This is a genomic window from Paraburkholderia sprentiae WSM5005 (assembly GCF_001865575.2).
GTDB classification, from domain to species: domain Bacteria; phylum Pseudomonadota; class Gammaproteobacteria; order Burkholderiales; family Burkholderiaceae; genus Paraburkholderia; species Paraburkholderia sprentiae.
Map to the genome: position 1 here is coordinate 3,294,450 of NZ_CP017561.2, position 16,770 is coordinate 3,311,219.

At 64.9% G+C, this 16,770-nt stretch carries 16 protein-coding genes; 5 read left to right on the plus strand and 11 right to left on the minus strand.

Annotated elements, in window-relative coordinates; all coding sequences use genetic code 11:
* Positions 1-225: 225 nt before the first annotated feature.
* Positions 226-933 (minus strand): transposase, encoded by a 708-nt coding sequence (locus BJG93_RS15035; protein ID WP_013090727.1) that lies wholly within the window; start codon positions 931-933, stop codon positions 226-228.
* A 187-nt stretch (positions 934-1,120) separates the two neighbouring features.
* Between BJG93_RS15035 and BJG93_RS15040 the strand changes: the two genes are divergently transcribed.
* A complete protein-coding gene (locus tag BJG93_RS15040) occupies positions 1,121-1,846 on the plus strand; it encodes an OmpW/AlkL family protein (protein WP_027199050.1) in 726 nt (241 codons plus the stop codon).
* 362 nt (positions 1,847-2,208) lie between these two features.
* Entirely contained in the window at positions 2,209-2,589 is a 381-nt protein-coding gene (locus BJG93_RS15045; protein WP_027199051.1) for a DUF883 family protein, read from the plus strand.
* A 114-nt stretch (positions 2,590-2,703) separates the two neighbouring features.
* Here BJG93_RS15045 and BJG93_RS15050 read toward each other — a convergent pair whose 3' ends face one another.
* From BJG93_RS15050 to pilM, 7 genes are all read right to left on the minus strand, one after another.
* Positions 2,704-3,891 (minus strand): deoxyguanosinetriphosphate triphosphohydrolase, encoded by a 1,188-nt coding sequence (locus BJG93_RS15050; protein WP_051374488.1) that lies wholly within the window; start codon positions 3,889-3,891, stop codon positions 2,704-2,706.
* A 141-nt stretch (positions 3,892-4,032) separates the two neighbouring features.
* The gene (gene aroB / locus BJG93_RS15055) at positions 4,033-5,118 is read right to left on the minus strand and encodes a 3-dehydroquinate synthase (protein ID WP_027199053.1); all 1,086 of its coding nucleotides are present in this window, start codon (positions 5,116-5,118) and stop codon (positions 4,033-4,035) included.
* Positions 5,118-5,669: a shikimate kinase gene (locus tag BJG93_RS15060; protein ID WP_027199054.1), complete on the minus strand. Its 552-nt coding sequence runs from the start codon at positions 5,667-5,669 to the stop codon at positions 5,118-5,120. The genes aroB and BJG93_RS15060 overlap by 1 nt, the downstream gene beginning before the upstream one ends.
* A 112-nt stretch (positions 5,670-5,781) precedes the next feature.
* Positions 5,782-7,500 carry a type IV pilus secretin PilQ gene (pilQ, locus tag BJG93_RS15065; RefSeq protein ID WP_027199055.1) on the minus strand — a complete coding sequence of 573 codons (1,719 nt, stop codon included), beginning with the start codon at positions 7,498-7,500 and terminating at the stop codon, positions 5,782-5,784.
* Positions 7,497-8,429 (minus strand): hypothetical protein, encoded by a 933-nt coding sequence (locus BJG93_RS15070; protein ID WP_071336577.1) that lies wholly within the window; start codon positions 8,427-8,429, stop codon positions 7,497-7,499. Before BJG93_RS15070 ends, pilQ begins: the two co-directional genes overlap by 4 nt.
* On the minus strand, positions 8,426-8,980 hold the full coding sequence (locus BJG93_RS15075; protein ID WP_322786954.1) for a fimbrial assembly protein: 555 nt from the start codon (positions 8,978-8,980) through the stop codon (positions 8,426-8,428). The genes BJG93_RS15070 and BJG93_RS15075 overlap by 4 nt, the downstream gene beginning before the upstream one ends.
* A gap of 137 nt (positions 8,981-9,117) precedes the next feature.
* A complete protein-coding gene (gene pilM / locus BJG93_RS15080; RefSeq protein WP_027199057.1) occupies positions 9,118-10,107 on the minus strand; it encodes a type IV pilus biogenesis protein PilM in 990 nt (329 codons plus the stop codon).
* Positions 10,108-10,376: 269 nt separating this feature from the next.
* On the opposite strand from pilM, the gene BJG93_RS15085 reads away from it, so the two are divergent.
* Entirely contained in the window at positions 10,377-12,773 is a 2,397-nt protein-coding gene (locus BJG93_RS15085; RefSeq protein ID WP_027199058.1) for a penicillin-binding protein 1A, read from the plus strand.
* Between the two features lie 79 nt (positions 12,774-12,852).
* On the opposite strand, the gene cyaY is transcribed toward BJG93_RS15085, so the two are convergent.
* Positions 12,853-13,173, minus strand: a complete 321-nt coding sequence (gene cyaY / locus BJG93_RS15090; protein WP_027199059.1) for an iron donor protein CyaY — start codon at positions 13,171-13,173, stop codon at positions 12,853-12,855.
* Between the two features lie 35 nt (positions 13,174-13,208).
* On the opposite strand from cyaY, the gene lptM reads away from it, so the two are divergent.
* Both lptM and lysA read left to right on the plus strand, forming a co-directional pair.
* Positions 13,209-13,553 carry an LPS translocon maturation chaperone LptM gene (gene lptM / locus BJG93_RS15095; RefSeq protein ID WP_027199060.1) on the plus strand — a complete coding sequence of 115 codons (345 nt, stop codon included), beginning with the start codon at positions 13,209-13,211 and terminating at the stop codon, positions 13,551-13,553.
* Between the two features lie 9 nt (positions 13,554-13,562).
* Positions 13,563-14,825: a diaminopimelate decarboxylase gene (gene lysA / locus BJG93_RS15100; RefSeq protein ID WP_027199061.1), complete on the plus strand. Its 1,263-nt coding sequence runs from the start codon at positions 13,563-13,565 to the stop codon at positions 14,823-14,825.
* Positions 14,826-14,942: 117 nt separating this feature from the next.
* Here lysA and msrQ read toward each other — a convergent pair whose 3' ends face one another.
* Together msrQ and msrP are read right to left on the minus strand one after the other, a co-directional pair.
* Complete coding sequence (msrQ, locus tag BJG93_RS15105) at positions 14,943-15,644, minus strand: protein-methionine-sulfoxide reductase heme-binding subunit MsrQ (RefSeq protein ID WP_027199062.1); 702 nt, start codon at positions 15,642-15,644, stop codon at positions 14,943-14,945.
* Positions 15,645-15,654: 10 nt separating this feature from the next.
* Complete coding sequence (msrP, locus tag BJG93_RS15110) at positions 15,655-16,650, minus strand: protein-methionine-sulfoxide reductase catalytic subunit MsrP (protein ID WP_027199063.1); 996 nt, start codon at positions 16,648-16,650, stop codon at positions 15,655-15,657.
* Positions 16,651-16,770: the final 120 nt, after the last annotated feature.

Consider the following 16,770-nt stretch of genomic DNA (forward strand, 5'->3'; position numbering starts at 1 on the left):
GGAATATACGCGACGAATCAATGAAATAGCAAATAAAACGTAGTGATCTGGACCCGATTATCAAATTGGTGCATTGCGGGTAATTTTTATTGGTGCCATATCAATTTATGGACAAAAGAAAACGGCATACGAAATGCCGCCTTCATGCAACCCTCGATGTAAAGCTTGCTTTTCCGAATCAACGCAACTCGGCCGACAATGCCAGCGTGCCGCCTCGCCGTCGGCTCACTGGGTATGCGGCGTCTCGCGAACCTTGCGAGGCCGGCCACGCGGCAGCGGCGACACACGCCGGTTCGCGGCGCGTGCCGCCCATTCGCGGTAGGTATCGCTGCCCAGCACCCAGCCTTTCAACGTGGCCTGCTGGAGCTGGCTTGCCTCGCGCTCGTCGAGCGGCTGCTCGCACAGTTCGCGATAAGCGCGCTGTCGCTCGAACGGCGTGTTGCCGAGCGACCAATAGAGAGGGTGATCCGTGATCAGGCTGTCGAGCGTAAGGCCGATGTGATGACGATAGCTCGACCAGCGGTAATCTTCGGCCGCGTTGACCAGTTGCAAGCGCACCGGACACATTTCGACGACCCGGCTCGCCAGCAGGAAGTAGCGCTCACCTTCGATCACCGTGGCGCGGTAACGGCCTTCCCACAAGGTGCCGCGACGCGCATAGCGCCGGTTGAAGTGCGCGACGTAGCGCCGCCCGACAGCCTGCATCGCCTTGGGCAGGCTCGACTCCTCGGTGGGCGTGACGAGCAGTTGGACGGCGCCCGGCATCAAGGCGTAAGCGTGGATGGAGAGGTGATGGTCCCGGGAAGCCGCCTTCAGACAGTCGATGAAAAGCTCGTAGTCCTGGTCGTCGACGAAGGCGGGCTGCTGGTCGAGCCCGCGGAGGATGACGTGCTGCGGCTGGTCGGGGACATAAAGACGTGCAAGCCGTGCCATGCTGGAGTGTCCAATAGTCGCGTTGGTATATACCCGAAGGTCCGAAGAGCCGCATGGGCGCAGGGTTCGGCGCCATGCGGCCAAGCCAGAAACCACGCGGCGCTTAGGGAGAAAACTCTAACCGCCGCGTATGGTTTGTTTCAAACGTTGTGGTCATAATGAGCGGGCCTTTTTTGGAGGAGCACATATGAAATTAAAACAGGCCGTAACGGGGATGGCGGTGCTAGCCTGCATGAACACGGCAGCGCACGCGCAATCGGCCGGCACCTTTTACTTCACGACGGGCTGGTTCCATCTGGCGCCCCAATCGAGCAGCGACCCGCTGAGAGTGACCAGCATTGGCGGTAGCCCGACCAACATCACCGAATCCAACACCGGGGCCTCGCTGAGTTCGGCCGATACCATCGGTTTCACCGCCGGCTATTTCGTCACGGACCACATCGCAACCGAATTCGTCATTGGCGTCCCCCCTACTTTCGACCTGTACGGCACGGGAAGCTTCGAGCAGTTCGGCAAGCTCGGGCAGGCCAAACAGTGGAGCCCGACTCTGCTTTTCAAGTACTACTTCAACGCGCCGACCGCTTCGTTCCGACCGTATCTCGGTGTCGGTGTAAGCCGCGTCTGGTTCACCAGCGCAGAGATTTCCAACAGCGCATTCGAAGCCAATGTTCTGCATGGTCCGACCAGCGTGTCGACGGATAGTTCGTGGGAACCCGTGTTTAATGCGGGCTTCACGTACGCCTTCAATCAGCACTGGTTTGCCGGCGTGTCGATCTCGTACTTGCCGCTCAGCACGACCGCAAAGCTCAGTTCGGCGTCGACCACGCCGGTCGGCACGCTGACCGTGCAATCGCAAACCAAGATCAAGCTGAACCCGATCGTCACCTACGTCAACGTCGGTTACCGTTTCTAACGCCTCGCGAGATCGGGTGGCTTGAATTAGGGTAGTCGAATTTTCGCCCTTGGGAAACGCCGTCATCGAGCCGATGACGGCGTTTTCATTTGGCGTCTCAATTGCACGGGATGACAGGCTCACGCGCATGAGCGTTTGTAAATTTGACGCGGATTCGGCGCGCCGATCTGCAAAATCAGGCCATGAGATGAGTTCGCCTTTCTGACGCGAGCCGCACGGGTGCAGCGTTCCGGGCGATGCAGCGCTTGGCATCGAAGTTGCGTTCAGATGGCGATTCCTACGCTGCAACGTGATACTGCGTCTGCGCATAGCGTGTCCGCGCGACGATGCGCGGGGCCTTTCAACTCATCGACGGAGCGACCATGACAGCACTTCCAAATACACGAGACGCCCTCGGCGAATCCTGGACCAGCGCGAGTCGCCGCGCCCGGCGCATTGCTCGCCATAGCCGCCATGCGGCCGAAGATATCGCGGTCGAGTTGCGCACCCTGCTGTCGGAACTCGAATCGACCTTGTCCGACGGCACGCAGGCCGATGCCGTGGCCCTGCGCGGCAAGCTGCGCAAACAGCTGGACGCCGCGCGCGAGCGGCTGAACGACACGCGTGACGCAATGCGCGACCGCGCGGGCGTCGCAATGTCCGACGCCGATCACTACGTGCATGAAAATCCGTGGCAGACGATCGCGATCGTCGGCGGGCTTGCGCTAGTGGCGGGGGCGCTGCTCGCATCCCGCTCGCGTTGACGCGGGCTTGCGCGGCTCGATGGTGCTGGCAAGGGTTCGACGGGCGCTTCAGGTTCCCGCAAGACCGGCCAGTACCCCTTTGCCGCGCCTTCGCACGCGCCTAGCCGCGAGCGACTAGTTGTCGTCGATCACGAACAGCCGCCGATACTCCTTCAGCGCATAGCGATCGGTCATTCCCGCGATGTAATGTGCGATCAAACGCGGCTGGCGCGCCGCATCGGCGGACTGATAGTCCGGTGGCAGCAGCCGAGGGTCGTCGGTGAACGCGTCGAACAGGCCGACCACGACGCGGCGCGCCTTGTTGGCCATGCGCATCACGCGATAGTGCCGGTACATGTTCCGGAACAGAAAGCGCTTGAGCGCCGCCGCCTGCGCGGCGATTGCATCGCTGTGCGCGACGAGCGGTGGCGCCGCGCGCACGTCGTCGAGCGATGCGGGCGCGTAGCGCGCGAGATTGGCCCGCGTCGTCTCGATCAAATCGACGATCAGCGTGTTGATCACGCGCCGCACCGTCTCGTGAATCAGCCGACGCCCTTCGATCTGCGGGTAGTCGCCGCGCGCCGCCTCGCAGTGCGTCTGCCAGAGCTCCACTTCGGCGAGCTGCTCGAGCGACAGCAGCCCGGAGCGCAATCCGTCGTCGACGTCATGATTGTTGTATGCGATTTCGTCGGCGACGTTGGCGATCTGCGCTTCGAGCGACGGTTGCCGTCCTTCGAGAAAGCGCTCGCCCAATGCGCCGAGCCGGCGCGCGTTGTCGCGCGAGCAATGCTTGAGAATGCCTTCGCGCGTCTCGAAGCACAGGTTCAGGCCATTGAACGCTCCGTAATGCTCTTCTAGTTCGTCGACGACCACGAGGCTCTGCAGATTGTGCTCGAAGCCGCCATGCTCGCGCATGCATTCGTTCAACGCATCCTGGCCGGCATGGCCGAACGGCGTATGGCCGAGATCGTGCGCCAGTGAAATCGCTTCGACTAGATCTTCGTTGACGCGCAGATTGCGCGCGACCGAGCGCGCAATCTGCGCAACTTCGAGGCTATGGGTGAGCCGCGTGCGAAACAGGTCGCCCTCGTGATTGACGAATACCTGAGTCTTGTATTCGAGCCGCCGGAATGCGGTCGAGTGGACGATGCGGTCGCGGTCGCGCTGAAACTCGGTGCGCGCGCTCGGCGGCGGTTCCGCATAGCGACGCCCGCGTGACTGGCTCGAATGCGCGGCGTACGGCGCGAGATGCGCTTCGAGCGCCTGCTGGGTCGGCGCGGCGACGGCGGGTGTGGCGACGGCGGCAGCGGTATCCGCGGCGATGGCGCCATTCCCGGCGGCTGCGCGCGCGCTCGGGTCATGCTGGGTATCGTCGCTGCGCCTGTCAGTCACCGGGTTCTCCGAAACATGGGCGGCGCCTCGTGACGCGAGTGCGTAAAGCGTAGCTGCAGGGCCGTGGTGGATCTAGACGGCGGCGGCCAGCGTCGCATGCACGTCGGCGTCGGGCGCCTGGGTAATCAGTGTCTCGCCGAAACGCTTCAGCACAATGAACTTGATCGCGCCGGCTTCCGCTTTCTTGTCGATCTGCATCAGCTCGACATAGCGATCCGCGCCTAGCGCGGGAGCACGAGTGGGCAAATGCGCGGCAACCACCACATCGACGAGCCGCTTGCGCGACGCTTCGTCCAGATGGCCGAGGCGCACGGATAGATCCGCCGCCATCACCATTCCGCAGCCGACCGCCTCCCCGTGCAGCCACTCGCCATAGCCGAGCCCGGCTTCGATCGCGTGGCCGAACGTGTGGCCGAAGTTGAGGATTGCGCGTAGACCACCTTCGCGCTCGTCCTGCGCCACCACGGACGCCTTGATCTCGCACGAGCGCTTGACAGCCTCGGTCAACGCGTCCGGTTCGCAGCGGTTCAAAGCCTCGATATGGGCTTCGATCCAGGCGAAGAAACCGGCGTCGGCGATCGCCCCCGTCTTGATGACCTCAGCGATGCCCGCTGCGAGTTCGCGCTCGGGCAACGTACGCAACGCGCTGATGTCAGCAATCACCGCCTGCGGCTGGTAGAACGCGCCGATCATGTTTTTGCCAAGCGGATGATTGATGCCGGTCTTGCCGCCGACCGACGAATCCACCTGCGACAGCAACGTGGTCGGCACCTGGATGAACGGCACACCGCGCATGTAGCAGGCGGCGGCAAATCCGGTCATGTCGCCGATCACGCCTCCGCCGAGCGCGATCAGCGTGGTCTTGCGATCGGCGCGCGAGCCGAGCAGCGCGTCGAAGATCAGGTTCAGCGTGTGCAGATTCTTGTGCGCTTCGCCGTCCGGCAAAACGACCGTGGAGACCTGCTTGTTCAGCGGCGCAAGCGCCGCGCGCAGCTTGTCGCCATAGAGGGGATCGACGGTGGTATTGGTGACGATCGTGACCGAGTTGCCGGCGATATGCGGCTCGAACAGCTCAGTCTGCCCGATCAGCTCGGCACCGATGTGGATGGGGTAGGCGCGCTCGCCCAGTTCGACGTTGACGGTAATCATACGGTCCATTATGACGCAGGATGTTTGGCGACGCCGGCCATCTCGAGCTGCATCAGAACCATGTTGACGAGCCCATTGACCGAGGGCCGACCGGTTTCGATCACGAAGTGCGCGCATTCGCGGTACAGCGGGTCGCGTACTTCATAGAGCGCTTCGAGACGCGCCTTGGGGTCTTCCGTTTGCAGCAGCGGGCGATTCTTGTCCCGCCGCGTGCGAAGCCACAGGTCATGCGGATTGGCGCGCAGATAGATCACCAGGCCGCGGCTTTTCAACGCTTCGCGGTTTTCCGGCCGCAGCACCGCACCGCCGCCAGTCGCGAGCACGATCTTGTCGCGCCCGGTCAGCTCGGAGATCACGTTCGCTTCCCGATCGCGAAAGCCCGCTTCGCCCTCCAGTTCGAAGATCACGGGAATGCGCGCGCCCGTGCGCGCCTCGATTTCATGGTCGGAATCGAAGAACGGGCGCTCGAGACGGCGCGCAACCGCCCGACCCACAGTGGTTTTTCCTGCCCCCATGAGCCCTACGAAAAAAACATTGGCGTGTGCGTCCCGCGCTTGCAACGGTGTCCTCTGGCTAATCCGGTGTAGTTCGTGCCGCAGCTTACTGGCAAAGCGGCTGCCTTGTCGAGCCTGGGCGCCGCCGGCGAACGGCGGCGCGCCTGACCCATGTGCCCTAATTTTCCCGCACCACGCGCGGTGTGATGAAAACAGCCAGTTCGCTGCGCGTGTCGCGATGAGTCCGATGGCGGAACAACGCGCCGAGAATCGGTATTTTGCCCAGGATGGGCACCCGCGCGACGTCGTCCCGGTCGTCGGTCTCGTAAATTCCGCCGATCGACACCGTACCACCATCCTCGACCTCGACGCGCGTTTGCACGTGCTTGGTGTTGATCGCGGGGCCGGCGTCGGTCTGTTCGCCGACGCTGTCCTTCGCGACGTCGAGATCCAGCACCACGCGGCCATCCGGCATGATCTGCGGCTCGACCTCCAGTTTGAGGGTCGCGCGGCGAAACTGCACGCCCGATACGCCCTGCCCGACCTTCGCCTGATACGGCAGCTCGGTGCCCTGCTCGACGATCGCCTTCATCCGGTCTGCGGTGACGACTCTCGGACTCGACACGATTTTCCCATGCCCCTCGGACTCGAGCGCCGAGAGTTCGAGATTCAGCAGCCGTGTCGCGCGCGCCGCGAACAGCGTCAGGCCGGCGGTCGCGGCATCGAATCCGGAGATCGGACGGGCCGACAGATCGTACACGGAGCCGTCCGTTCCTCCCGTCAGCCCCCTCGACGTACCGTCCGCGCTCGTGCCGGCGAGCGACAGCCGCACGCCGAGATTGCGTGAAAAACCCTGGTCGCCTTCGACGATCTGAGCCTCGATCAGCACCTGGCGGGTCGGACGATCGACGGACGCGATCAGCGCCGCGATCTGCTCGAGCCGCCCCGCGAGGTCGGTGACGAACAGCAGGTTGGTGCGCGGATCCGCAGTGACTGCGCCGCGTTTGGACAGCACGCGCTGGGTGCCGGAACCGGTCAACAGGCGGCGCACGTCCTCGGCGTGCGCGTAATGCAGCTCGAACGTGCGGCTCGCGAGCGGCTCGAGGTCCGCGGCGCGCGCGTGGGCTTCGAAGCGCTGACGTCCGCGCGCGGCCAGCTCGGCGGCGGGCGCGACCCAGATTACGTTGCCGTGGCGCTCCATCGACAGATTGTTGACGTCGAGCAGCGTGTCGAACGCGGTGCGCCACGGCACCTTGTCGAGACGTATCGACACGGCGCCACGCACTTTGTCGCTGGCGACGATGTTCAGGCCGGTGAATTCGGCGAAGGCTTTCAGTACCGCGCCGAGTTCCGCGCGCTGGAAGTTCAACGAGATCGGCTTGTTGCCCGCGGGAAGGCCCGAGTCCGCACTGGCCGATGAGTCGGCGAGGCGCAACGGCGGCGGCAGCGGGACCGGTGGGCCTTCGAGACTCGGCGTGCCGGCGCTGTCGTCGCGAGCCGGGGTGCCGGTTTGCTTTAGCGACGGCGGCGGTATCGGCCCGTTGGCGACTTCGTCCGGGGAAGCGTCGGGCGCTATCGCTGAACGCGCGCTCGCCTGGACGGCGTCCGGATCCTGGGCCGCGTTTTGCGTAGAAACGTCGCCGAACGGATTCACCGCCTGGCCGATGCCGCCGCTCGGCAGCGGCGCTATCTCTTGCGCGGTATTGGCCGGTGCGGCGCGGTCGTCGAGCGCCGCGTAAGTCGGCAACGGCGGCAACAGCGGTGGCGTCGATGCCCGCGCGACACCGGCGCCCAGCGTCGCAGCGACGTAGAGTCCAAAACACAGCCCGAAGCCGACGCGGATCTCACGTCCGGCACCCAACGTCGCCGCGCTCCGTCGTTCGAGCGGGCGCATCATGACGCCTCCGTCAGCATCAGGATGCGGGACGCGCCGCCATTCGCGAGCGTAATGCCGAGCGCGTCGAGCTGCGTGAGCCGCTCGACGCCCAGTTGCTGCCCGGCCGCGACCGTCGTTGTGCCATCCGGCGTTTCGAGTAACGCAAGCCCGCGGGTGCGATCGCGCAGGACGCCGACAAGGCGCAACTGCGAAGCATCGCCCGGCCCGCCGCTCGCGGAGATCGGCGGCTTCGCAAACGGATCGAAGAAAACGACATCTTCGTCGTCATCGTTGGCGGCCTCGTCGAACTCACGGCTCGCGCCGGCGCTCGTCAGCGCTGTCTCGGGCGCCGGCCGCAGCGCGTCGTACACCTGCAACGTCGCGGCCACCGCGAGCCCTTTGCCGTCCTGCTTGACGGTCACGTCGCCGGGAACCATCAGCACCGGCAATTGCGCGAGCCCATGGAAGAAAGCCATCAGGTGAACGAAGTCCGTTCGCGCGGTGAGTTGCAGCGCGCGCATCCGCTCGACGCCCTCCCCGCTCGCCGTGCCCGGTTCCACCGCGAGCAACGCGACGCCGCTCTGCGTGGCGAGCTCGGAGACGATGCGGACGTCGTCGGCGGAATTCCACGACACAGCGGTCGACGCCGTGGCCGGCACCGCGTCCGCCGCGCGGCGCAGCGACGGCAGCTGCGCGAGCGCGCGCCGCGCATCCGCGAGACGCTGCGTGCTGAGCGCGAGCGCCGCGCGGCTCGCTTCCAGTCCGGCGAGATCGTACGCGTTCCAGACGTACTCGCCGAGGCCGAACACGAGCGCGGCAATCGTCACCGCGACGAACCAGCGACGGCGCCGGCTCCAAGCCTCGAGCGGCAGACGCGCCCGCTTGACCCAGCGCGATAAACCGGCGCACACGTGCGCCGCGCCGCCCGGCTCGAGAAAAGTCGTGCTCATCGTGTACCTCCCTGTCGTGCAGCCTTCAACGCGCGCGTCGCTTTGGGCGTCGGATCGCCCCAGCGCAGGCGCGCGTCGAACTCCACCGGCCCGCCGATCGCATGTTCCGTCGACGCGCCGCCCTTTCCCTGCGGCCGACGCAGTTCGCGCATTTCCGCGCCCCGCACGCCGTGTATCGCGCCGAGCCGCTTGAGCCACTCAGCCGACGCGAGATGGCCGCTCGAAGTCGCCAGCAATTCGGTCTCGTCGTCGCGCTGGCGCAACTGCCGCAATACGACGCGATCGTCGGGCTCGAAGCTCAGCGCTTCGAGCAGATCGCGCAGATGCGCGAGCGGCGTCGCGAGGTCCGCGGCGCGCGCCGCGGCTTTGTGCTGCTCCTGCGCGGCCCGCGACAGCTCCGCGTGCTCGGCGAGCGGCGTGGCAAGCCGCGCTAGCGCCTGCCCGGCGGCCGCGCGCTGCGCATCAAGCCGTGCTGCGGCGACGGTCTGCCAGCCCGCGACGAGCAACACGCCCGCGGCGCCGACGCAAGCCGCCACAGCCCAGTCACGCATACAGCGGCGCCGAGCAACTCGCGCATTGCGTTGGCGGTATGGGAGCAGATTGAAGCCGCCGAGCCACGGCACAGCGGCTCGCAGATCGGACCGCTCAGAACTCGCGGCCACGCCCGACGAAACCGACAGACCGCCCGTCATTCCAGCACCCCGCGCAACGCGAGCCCAAAAGCGACCGCGCCAGCCGGCTCATGCAGCAACGCGTCGTCGAGCGTCCGCGCGTGGCTGGCGAGCAGCGCGCACTCGAACGGCAACACCGAGCAGCCAAGCACATCGCCCATATCGGCGAGCGAAAAGCCCACGCCGTCGAGCAGGCCGATGTCGCCGCCGATCAGCGCGCAGTCGACCTCGCCGCCCTGCACGAGATCGCGCAACGCGTCGGCGAGATCGGTATGCTCGGGCGCCGGATAGCGCATCTCGCCGACGCTCGCGCCATCGACGACGCTCCAGCCGTACACACCGTCCGTACCGACCCACACCGCCGCATACGGCTCGTTCGGGTCGAGCTCGCGGCTCGCTGCGTAGCGCAGTGCGCGTAATGCGGCGTGCGGCTCGCCATCGATCGCGGAGAGTGAAATGCCCGCGGTCGCCGCAGATTCGATTCGAGCTTCGAGATGCTGACGCGCGGTCGCGGCGATCTTCACCGAGCGCACCGGCGATCGCGTCTCGTCGACGTACCAGTCGACCGCCAGCGCATGACGCTCGAGCCCGGCGATGCGCTCCGCCTCTCCCATTACCGCGGGTGCGAGTCCGGCGAGCGCAACGCCGCCGTCCTCCTCGTCGCAGTCGCTTTGCGCGGCGAGCCGGGTGAGCGGCACTGTCGTCGTCAGCGTGGCCGACGCGGGCACGGCCATCGCGCAACGCAGCACGTGAGTCGCGCATACGCGCGGCAAATCGGCGAACGCATCGCGCAACGCGCGCCCGACGGCCTGCCGGTCGACGATCTCAGTGCCCGCCATCGCGCCGGCCGCGAGCGGCACCGTGCTCATGTATTCGAGATGTAGCGCGCCCCGTGCGCGTTGACTCAGTACCACCAGACGCACGTTTTGCGAACTCACATCGATGCCGGCGGCGAAACGCTGCCGGCCCGCCCGCACCGCCTGAAGCCACGATTTTTTATTGACCATCACTTCCTCCCTCTGACTCACGCGACGAACCATTCGAACGCGAGTAACGAGGGATCATTGTCGGCAGACGCACGTCCTAACGACATTCGGCCGAAAGGCTAACGCGGATTCGAGCCGCCCCGAGCGACATCAAAGCGACTACAGTTGGGACTACAGCGAAGTCATTGCCGCGCGGCCCGGCGTGCGCTGATTGCACGTCATTCGTAAGCTTGTCGAAAGCAGAAAAATCTTGGCGGCTATAATCGCGGGACTGTTTTTCCGGTATTCCTATGCAAGCCACGTCTCCTACGTCCCCGCCCCCCGCGCCGAAAAAGCGCAAACGTCCGTTGTGGCTGAAGCTCATCCTCGGCCTGGTCGGGTTGATCGTGGCGGGCATCGTGTGCGTGGCGCTGCTGCTCGGCTACGCGCTCGTCGTCGCAACGCCGAACCTGCCGTCGCTCGATGCATTGACCGACTACCAGCCCAAGGTGCCGCTGCGAATCTATACGGCCGACCATGTGCTGATCGGCGAATTCGGCGAAGAGCGGCGCGACATCGTGCATATCCAGGACGTGCCCGACAGCCTGAAGAAAGCGATCCTCGCGATCGAGGACGCGCGCTTCTACGAGCACGGTGGCGTCGATCTCACCGGCATCGCGCGGGCCGGCTTGGTCGCGCTGACTAACGGTCATGCGACGCAAGGCGCGAGCACGATCACGATGCAGGTCGCGCGCAACTTCTTCCTGTCCAGCGAGAAGACCTACACGCGCAAGATCTACGAGATGCTGCTCGCGTACAAGATCGAATCGAAGCTGAGCAAGGATCAGATTCTCGAGGTGTACATGAATCAGATCTATCTCGGTCAGCGCGCGTACGGTTTCGCGAGCGCGGCGCGCGTGTACTTCGGCAAGGATCTGAAGGACCTGACGCTCGCCGAATCGGCGATGCTCGCCGGTCTGCCGAAGGCGCCATCCGCCTATAACCCGGTCGTCAATCCGAAACGCGCGAAGGTGCGTCAGGAGTACATCCTGCAGCGCATGTACGAGTTGCACTACATCACCCCGGAGCAGTACGACGAGGCAAGCCGGCAGCGACTCGTCGTGAAGGGCATGGGCAAGGAATACAGCGTGCACGCGGAATATGTCGCGGAAATGGTGCGGCAGATGATGTACGCGCAGTATCGCGAAGAGGCGTACACGCGCGGCCTGAACGTCGTGACCACGATCGATTCGGCCGACCAGGACGTCGCCTATCATGCGGTTCGCAAAGGCTTGATGGACTACGAGCGCCGCCACGGCTATCGCGGCCCGGAGGCGTTCATCGATCTGCCGGCGGACGCCGACGGGCGCGAGCAGGCGATCGACGAAGCGCTGCTCGAACATCCCGACAACGGCGAAATCATTGCGGCCGTCGTCACGGCGGCGAGTCCGAAGCAGGTGCAGGCGGCGTTCATCGACGGCAATGTCGCGACGATCGAGGGCGACGGCCTGCGCTTCGCGCAGTTCGCGCTCGGCCCCCGCGCGCAACCGAATCAGCGCATCCGGCCCGGCGCCATCGTGCGGCTCGTGAAGAACGATGACGGCAACTGGTCGATCACGCAATTGCCGCAGGTGGAAGGCGCGTTCGTCTCAGTGGTGCCGCAGGACGGTGCGATCCGCTCGCTGGTCGGCGGCTTCGACTTCAACAAGAACAAGTTCAATCACGTGACGCAGGCCTGGCGTCAGCCGGGCTCGAGCTTCAAGCCGTTCATCTATTCGGCGTCGCTCGAAAAGGGCCTCGGGCCCGCCACGATCATCAACGACGCGCCGCTCTTTTTCAGCGCGGCGGAAACCGGCGGCCAGGCATGGGAGCCGAAAAACTACGGCGGCGGTTTCGACGGTCCGATGACGATGCGCACCGCGCTGCAGAAATCGAAGAACCTCGTGTCGATTCGCATCCTCAACCAGATCGGCCCGAAGTACGCGCAGCAATACATCACGCGCTTCGGCTTCGACGCGGAGCGCCACCCCGCCTATTTGCCGATGGCGCTTGGCGCGGGCCTCGTGACGCCGCTGCAGATGGCGGGCGCGTTCTCGGTATTCGCCAACGGCGGCTACCGGATCAATCCGTATCTGATCGCGGAGGTCACCGATCAGCGCGGCATCGTCGTCGCGCACGCGCAGCCGCTCGTGGCCGGGCAAAGCGCGCCGTTCGCGATCGAACCGCGCAACGCCTACGTGATGAACAGCCTGCTGCAAAGCGTCGCCCAGCGCGGCACCGGGGCGAAGAGCAACGTGCTCAAGCGAACCGATCTGGCAGGCAAGACCGGCACGACCAACGATTCCCGTGACGCGTGGTTCGCCGGCTATCAGCACACGCTCACCGCGATCGCGTGGATCGGCTACGACAATCCGCGCAGCCTCGGCGACAGGGAAACTGGCGGCGGCCTGGCGTTGCCTGTGTGGATCGAGTACATGGGACGCGCACTGAAGGGTGTGCCCGAATACAAGATGCCACGCCCCGACGACGTAAGCGAAATCGGCTCGGAGCTTTATTTCGACGAATTCACGCCGGGCCACGGTTTCGTCGCGACGGTCGGCGTCAGTCAGGCGACGCTCGACGCCGAGGCGAGCGCCGCAGCCGCCGCGCCGGAGCAGGTGGGCGAGCAGGAAAAGCAGGACATCATGAATCTGTTCCGCGGGCACTGAGGCCGCGTCGACGTCCCGCTAGAAAGAAAAAACCGCCGCGTTCGATACGCGGCGGTGCTGTTTCGACAGCGCTTCGCACTTATTGCGCGGCGATCCGCACCGGCTCGCCAGCCTGCTGCGTCGCATACTCCGACAGCGCCGCAAAAAACTCCGAGCCGCTGCGCGTGTCGCGCCATTCGCCGTCGACGAAACGGAAGTGGAAACCACCGGCCTTCGCCGCGATCCAGATCTCGCTCATCGGCGGCTGAAGGTTGACGATGATCTTCGTGCGGTTCTCGAATTCGAGCGTCAGAACGTTGCCGCTGCGCTCGAGCTCGATGTCGGCGTCGGTGTCGTCGAGCGCGCTCTCGATGGCGGCCAGCACGGCTTCCGCACGGGTCAGGTAATCACTATCGGACATGCTAAACTCCATCGATTATTTATTCAGGGACAGTCATGCGAGTCGTAACTCGGATGCGCGCGGCAGCGCCCGGCCGCGCGATTGTAGCGGTAATAGCCATTCTCGCAGGTTGCGCGCTCACCGGCTGCGGCCAACGCGGCTCGCTGTATCTGCCGACCGTACCGCCGATGCCTGCGCCGCCGGCTCACCGCACGCAAACGCCGTCGACCGATCAAACGCAACCCGCTAGCGGCAGCGCGGCCGACATGGATTCGATCCCCGACACCTCGGGCACACCGCTCACGCTCGCTCCCGAAGACCAGCTCACCACGCCGCCCGCTTCGGCGGCATCGGCTCCCGCTGTGCCGCTGCCCGCCTCTGCCGCCCCTTCCGCTCAATAAGACTTTCGCATGACTCGATCAGCATTTGACTACGTCGACGGCGTATTGCACGTCGAAGGCGTGTCCGCCGTTTCCCTCGCCGAGCAGTTCGGCACGCCGCTGTACGTCTATTCGCGCGCCGCGCTGAGCGCTGCGTGGAACGCCTATGCCGGCGCCTGCGCCGGACGTCGCGCGAGCGTGCACGTGGCCGTCAAGGCCAACAGCAACCTCGCGGTGCTGAACGTGTTCGCGCGCCTCGGCGCGGGCTTCGACATCGTGTCGGGCGGCGAGCTCGCGCGCGTGCTCGCGGCCGGCGGTAAAGCCGAAAACACTGTGTTTTCGGGCGTCGGCAAGCAGGCGAACGAAATGCGCGAGGCGCTCGCGGCCGGTGTCAAATGCTTCAACGTGGAATCGATTCCCGAGCTCGACCGGCTCAATGCGGTGGCGGGCGAGATGGGCAAGAAGGCGCCGGTGTCGCTTCGTGTGAATCCCGACGTCGACGCGAAAACGCATCCGTACATTTCCACCGGCCTGAAGACGAACAAGTTCGGCGTCGCGTTCGAAGATGCGCGCGCCACCTACCAGGCGGCGGCAGCGATGGCGAATCTCGAGGTGGTCGGCGTCGACTGCCATATCGGCTCGCAGATCACCGAAGTCGCGCCCTATCTCGACGCGATCGACAAGATGCTGGAACTCGTCGAGCGGATCGAGCAGGACGGCGTGACGATTCGCCATATCGATGTCGGTGGCGGTCTCGGCATCAGCTACGACGACGAAACGCCGCCGGAAATCGGCGAGTTCGTGCGCATGGTGCTCGATCGCATCGAAGCGCGCGGTCACGGTCACCGCGAAGTCTATTTCGAGCCGGGCCGCTCGCTGGTCGGCAATGCGGGCGTGCTGCTCACACGTCTCGAGTTCCTCAAGCCGGGTGAGGACAAGAATTTTGCGATCGTCGACGCGGCGATGAACGATCTCGCGCGCCCCGCGATGTACGACGCGTATCACGCAATCGAGCCGGTCGTGAAGCGCGCTGTGCCCGCGCACGTGTACGACGTGGTCGGCCCGGTCTGCGAAAGCGGCGACTGGCTCGGGCGCGAACGGCTGCTCGCGGTCGAACCCGGCGATCTGCTCGCGATCCGCTCGGCCGGCGCGTACGGCTTCGTGATGAGCTCGAACTACAACACGCGTGCGCGCGCCGCCGAGGTGATGGTGGATGGTACACAGGCGCATGTGGTTCGCGCGCGCGAACAGGTCAAGCAGCTGTTTGCGGGTGAAACGATTCTGCCGGCGTAAACGCCGGAACCGGTGGCAGAGCCATCGGTATAAAGCGCAGCAGCGAAAATGGCGATGCCAAAGTGGCATCGCCATTTTTCTTTGATGCACGGTGCGCGACGCGAAGGCCTGTCGCCATCACCGCCGGCGCGTTCTGATACTTCGCTCCCGTATCCATACCACCAGGCGCCACCCCAGCAACGCGATCATCACCGCGCCGTAAATCTTCGGCAGCAGCAAATCGTGCTTGCCCGCCTTCATCCACCAGAAATGCAGGATCGCCAGCGCGCCGATCGCATAGATCGCGCGATGCAGCGTCTGCCAGCGACGCCCGAGCCTGCGCACCATCGCGCGCGGCGACGTAACGGCAAGCGCGATCAGCAGAACGAACGCGGCGAAGCCCACTGTGATGAACGGCCGCTTACCGATGTCCTTCAGAATCTCCGCGACATCGAACCACTTGTCGAACCACAGGTAGGTGGTGAAATGCAGCGCCGCATAGAAGAATGTGTAGAGCCCAAGCATGCGCCGAAAGCGCACGAACGCGGCGACGCCGCTCAGACGGCGCAGCGGCGTCACAGCCAAGGTGATGCACAGGAACACGAGCGTCCACAGGCCCGTCGAACGCGTGATGAATTCGATCGGATTCGCGCCGAGCCGATCGGTCACGCCGAACAGCACGAGGCGCGCGAGCGGGTACAGCGCCGCGATGAACACCGCGACTTTCGCCGGTATGACCCAGCGCGCGCCGCCCGCGGGACGTGGCTTCGCCGTCGACATCTGCGCCGTGGGCCGCGCCACCGGCTGGTTGCGGGTCACAGTTTGCGTATCGGATGCCATCGCGCCCGCCTCAGAAGTTCTTCTTCAGGTCCATGCCCTGATAGAGCGACGCGACCTGATCGCCGTAACCGTTGAACATCAGTGTCTTGCGTTTCGGCGTGAAAAAACCGTCTTCGCCGATCCGCCGTTCACTGGCCTGACTCCAGCGCGGATGATCGACATTAGGATTCACGTTGGAATAGAACCCATATTCGTTCGAAGCGTAGGTGTTCCAGCTCGTCGGCGGCTGCATCTCGACGAAGCGGATTTTCACCAGCGACTTCGCGCTCTTGAAGCCGTACTTCCACGGCACCACGACGCGCACCGGCGCGCCGTTCTGATTCGGCAGCACCTGGCCGTAGAGGCCCATCGTCAGCAGTGTCAGCGGATGCATCGCTTCGTCCATCCGCAGTCCTTCGGAGTAGGGCCACTCGAGTATCGGCGCCGACAGCCCGGGCATCTGCGAGGGATCGGCAAGCGTGATGAACTGCAGGTATTTCGCATTGCCGGTCGGCTCGACGCGTTTGATCAGTTCCGACAGCGAGACGCCGATCCACGGAACGACGATCGACCAACCTTCGACGCAACGCAGCCGGTACACGCGTTCCTCGAGCGGTGCGAGCTTCAACAAGTCGTCGATGTCGTAGACCTTCGGATTCTTGATCTCGCCCTCGACGCTCACCTTCCACGGATGCGGCCGCAACGTGCCCGCGTGCTGCGCGGGATCGGATTTGTCGGTGCCGAACTCGTAGAAATTGTTGTAGGTGGTGATGTCTTTGTACGGCGTGATCTTGTCGAGCGCGACGAACCGGGTGTTGGTCTTCGCCGCGAGCTTCTGCGCCTTTGGATCGGGCGACGAGTACGTCGCAACAGCCTCGCCGCTCACGCCGATCAGGCTGCCGAGCGCCATTGCGCCTGCTGCCTGCAGGATGCGTCGCCGGTTCTCGAACACGTGTCGTGGCGTGATTTCGCTGCGCGCGATGTCGTCGCCGCTCAGTTGAATGCTGCCGCTTCGTTTGATCCACATCGTGCTGCTCCTTGCCGGCCCGCCGCGTCGCGCGCGTTGCGGGGCCATATTGATGATCGCCCGTTTGGGGGCGTCTGTCATCCACGGATACTTGCTCGGGTGCTTGAGTAGCGAACACCA

Coding starts and splice junctions, on each gene's coding strand:
- BJG93_RS15035 (WP_013090727.1), bottom strand. CDS start 933: ATGGCACGGCTTGCACGTCTTTATGTCCCCGACCAGCCGCAGCACGTC.
- BJG93_RS15040 (WP_027199050.1), top strand. CDS start 1,121: ATGAAATTAAAACAGGCCGTAACGGGGATGGCGGTGCTAGCCTGCATG.
- BJG93_RS15045 (WP_027199051.1), top strand. CDS start 2,209: ATGACAGCACTTCCAAATACACGAGACGCCCTCGGCGAATCCTGGACC.
- aroB (WP_027199053.1), bottom strand. CDS start 5,118: ATGGACCGTATGATTACCGTCAACGTCGAACTGGGCGAGCGCGCCTAC.
- pilQ (WP_027199055.1), bottom strand. CDS start 7,500: ATGATGCGCCCGCTCGAACGACGGAGCGCGGCGACGTTGGGTGCCGGA.
- BJG93_RS15070 (WP_071336577.1), bottom strand. CDS start 8,429: ATGAGCACGACTTTTCTCGAGCCGGGCGGCGCGGCGCACGTGTGCGCC.
- BJG93_RS15075 (WP_322786954.1), bottom strand. CDS start 8,980: ATGCGTGACTGGGCTGTGGCGGCTTGCGTCGGCGCCGCGGGCGTGTTG.
- pilM (WP_027199057.1), bottom strand. CDS start 10,107: ATGGTCAATAAAAAATCGTGGCTTCAGGCGGTGCGGGCGGGCCGGCAG.
- BJG93_RS15085 (WP_027199058.1), top strand. CDS start 10,377: ATGCAAGCCACGTCTCCTACGTCCCCGCCCCCCGCGCCGAAAAAGCGC.
- cyaY (WP_027199059.1), bottom strand. CDS start 13,173: ATGTCCGATAGTGATTACCTGACCCGTGCGGAAGCCGTGCTGGCCGCC.
- lptM (WP_027199060.1), top strand. CDS start 13,209: ATGCGAGTCGTAACTCGGATGCGCGCGGCAGCGCCCGGCCGCGCGATT.
- lysA (WP_027199061.1), top strand. CDS start 13,563: ATGACTCGATCAGCATTTGACTACGTCGACGGCGTATTGCACGTCGAA.
- msrQ (WP_027199062.1), bottom strand. CDS start 15,644: ATGGCATCCGATACGCAAACTGTGACCCGCAACCAGCCGGTGGCGCGG.
- msrP (WP_027199063.1), bottom strand. CDS start 16,650: ATGTGGATCAAACGAAGCGGCAGCATTCAACTGAGCGGCGACGACATC.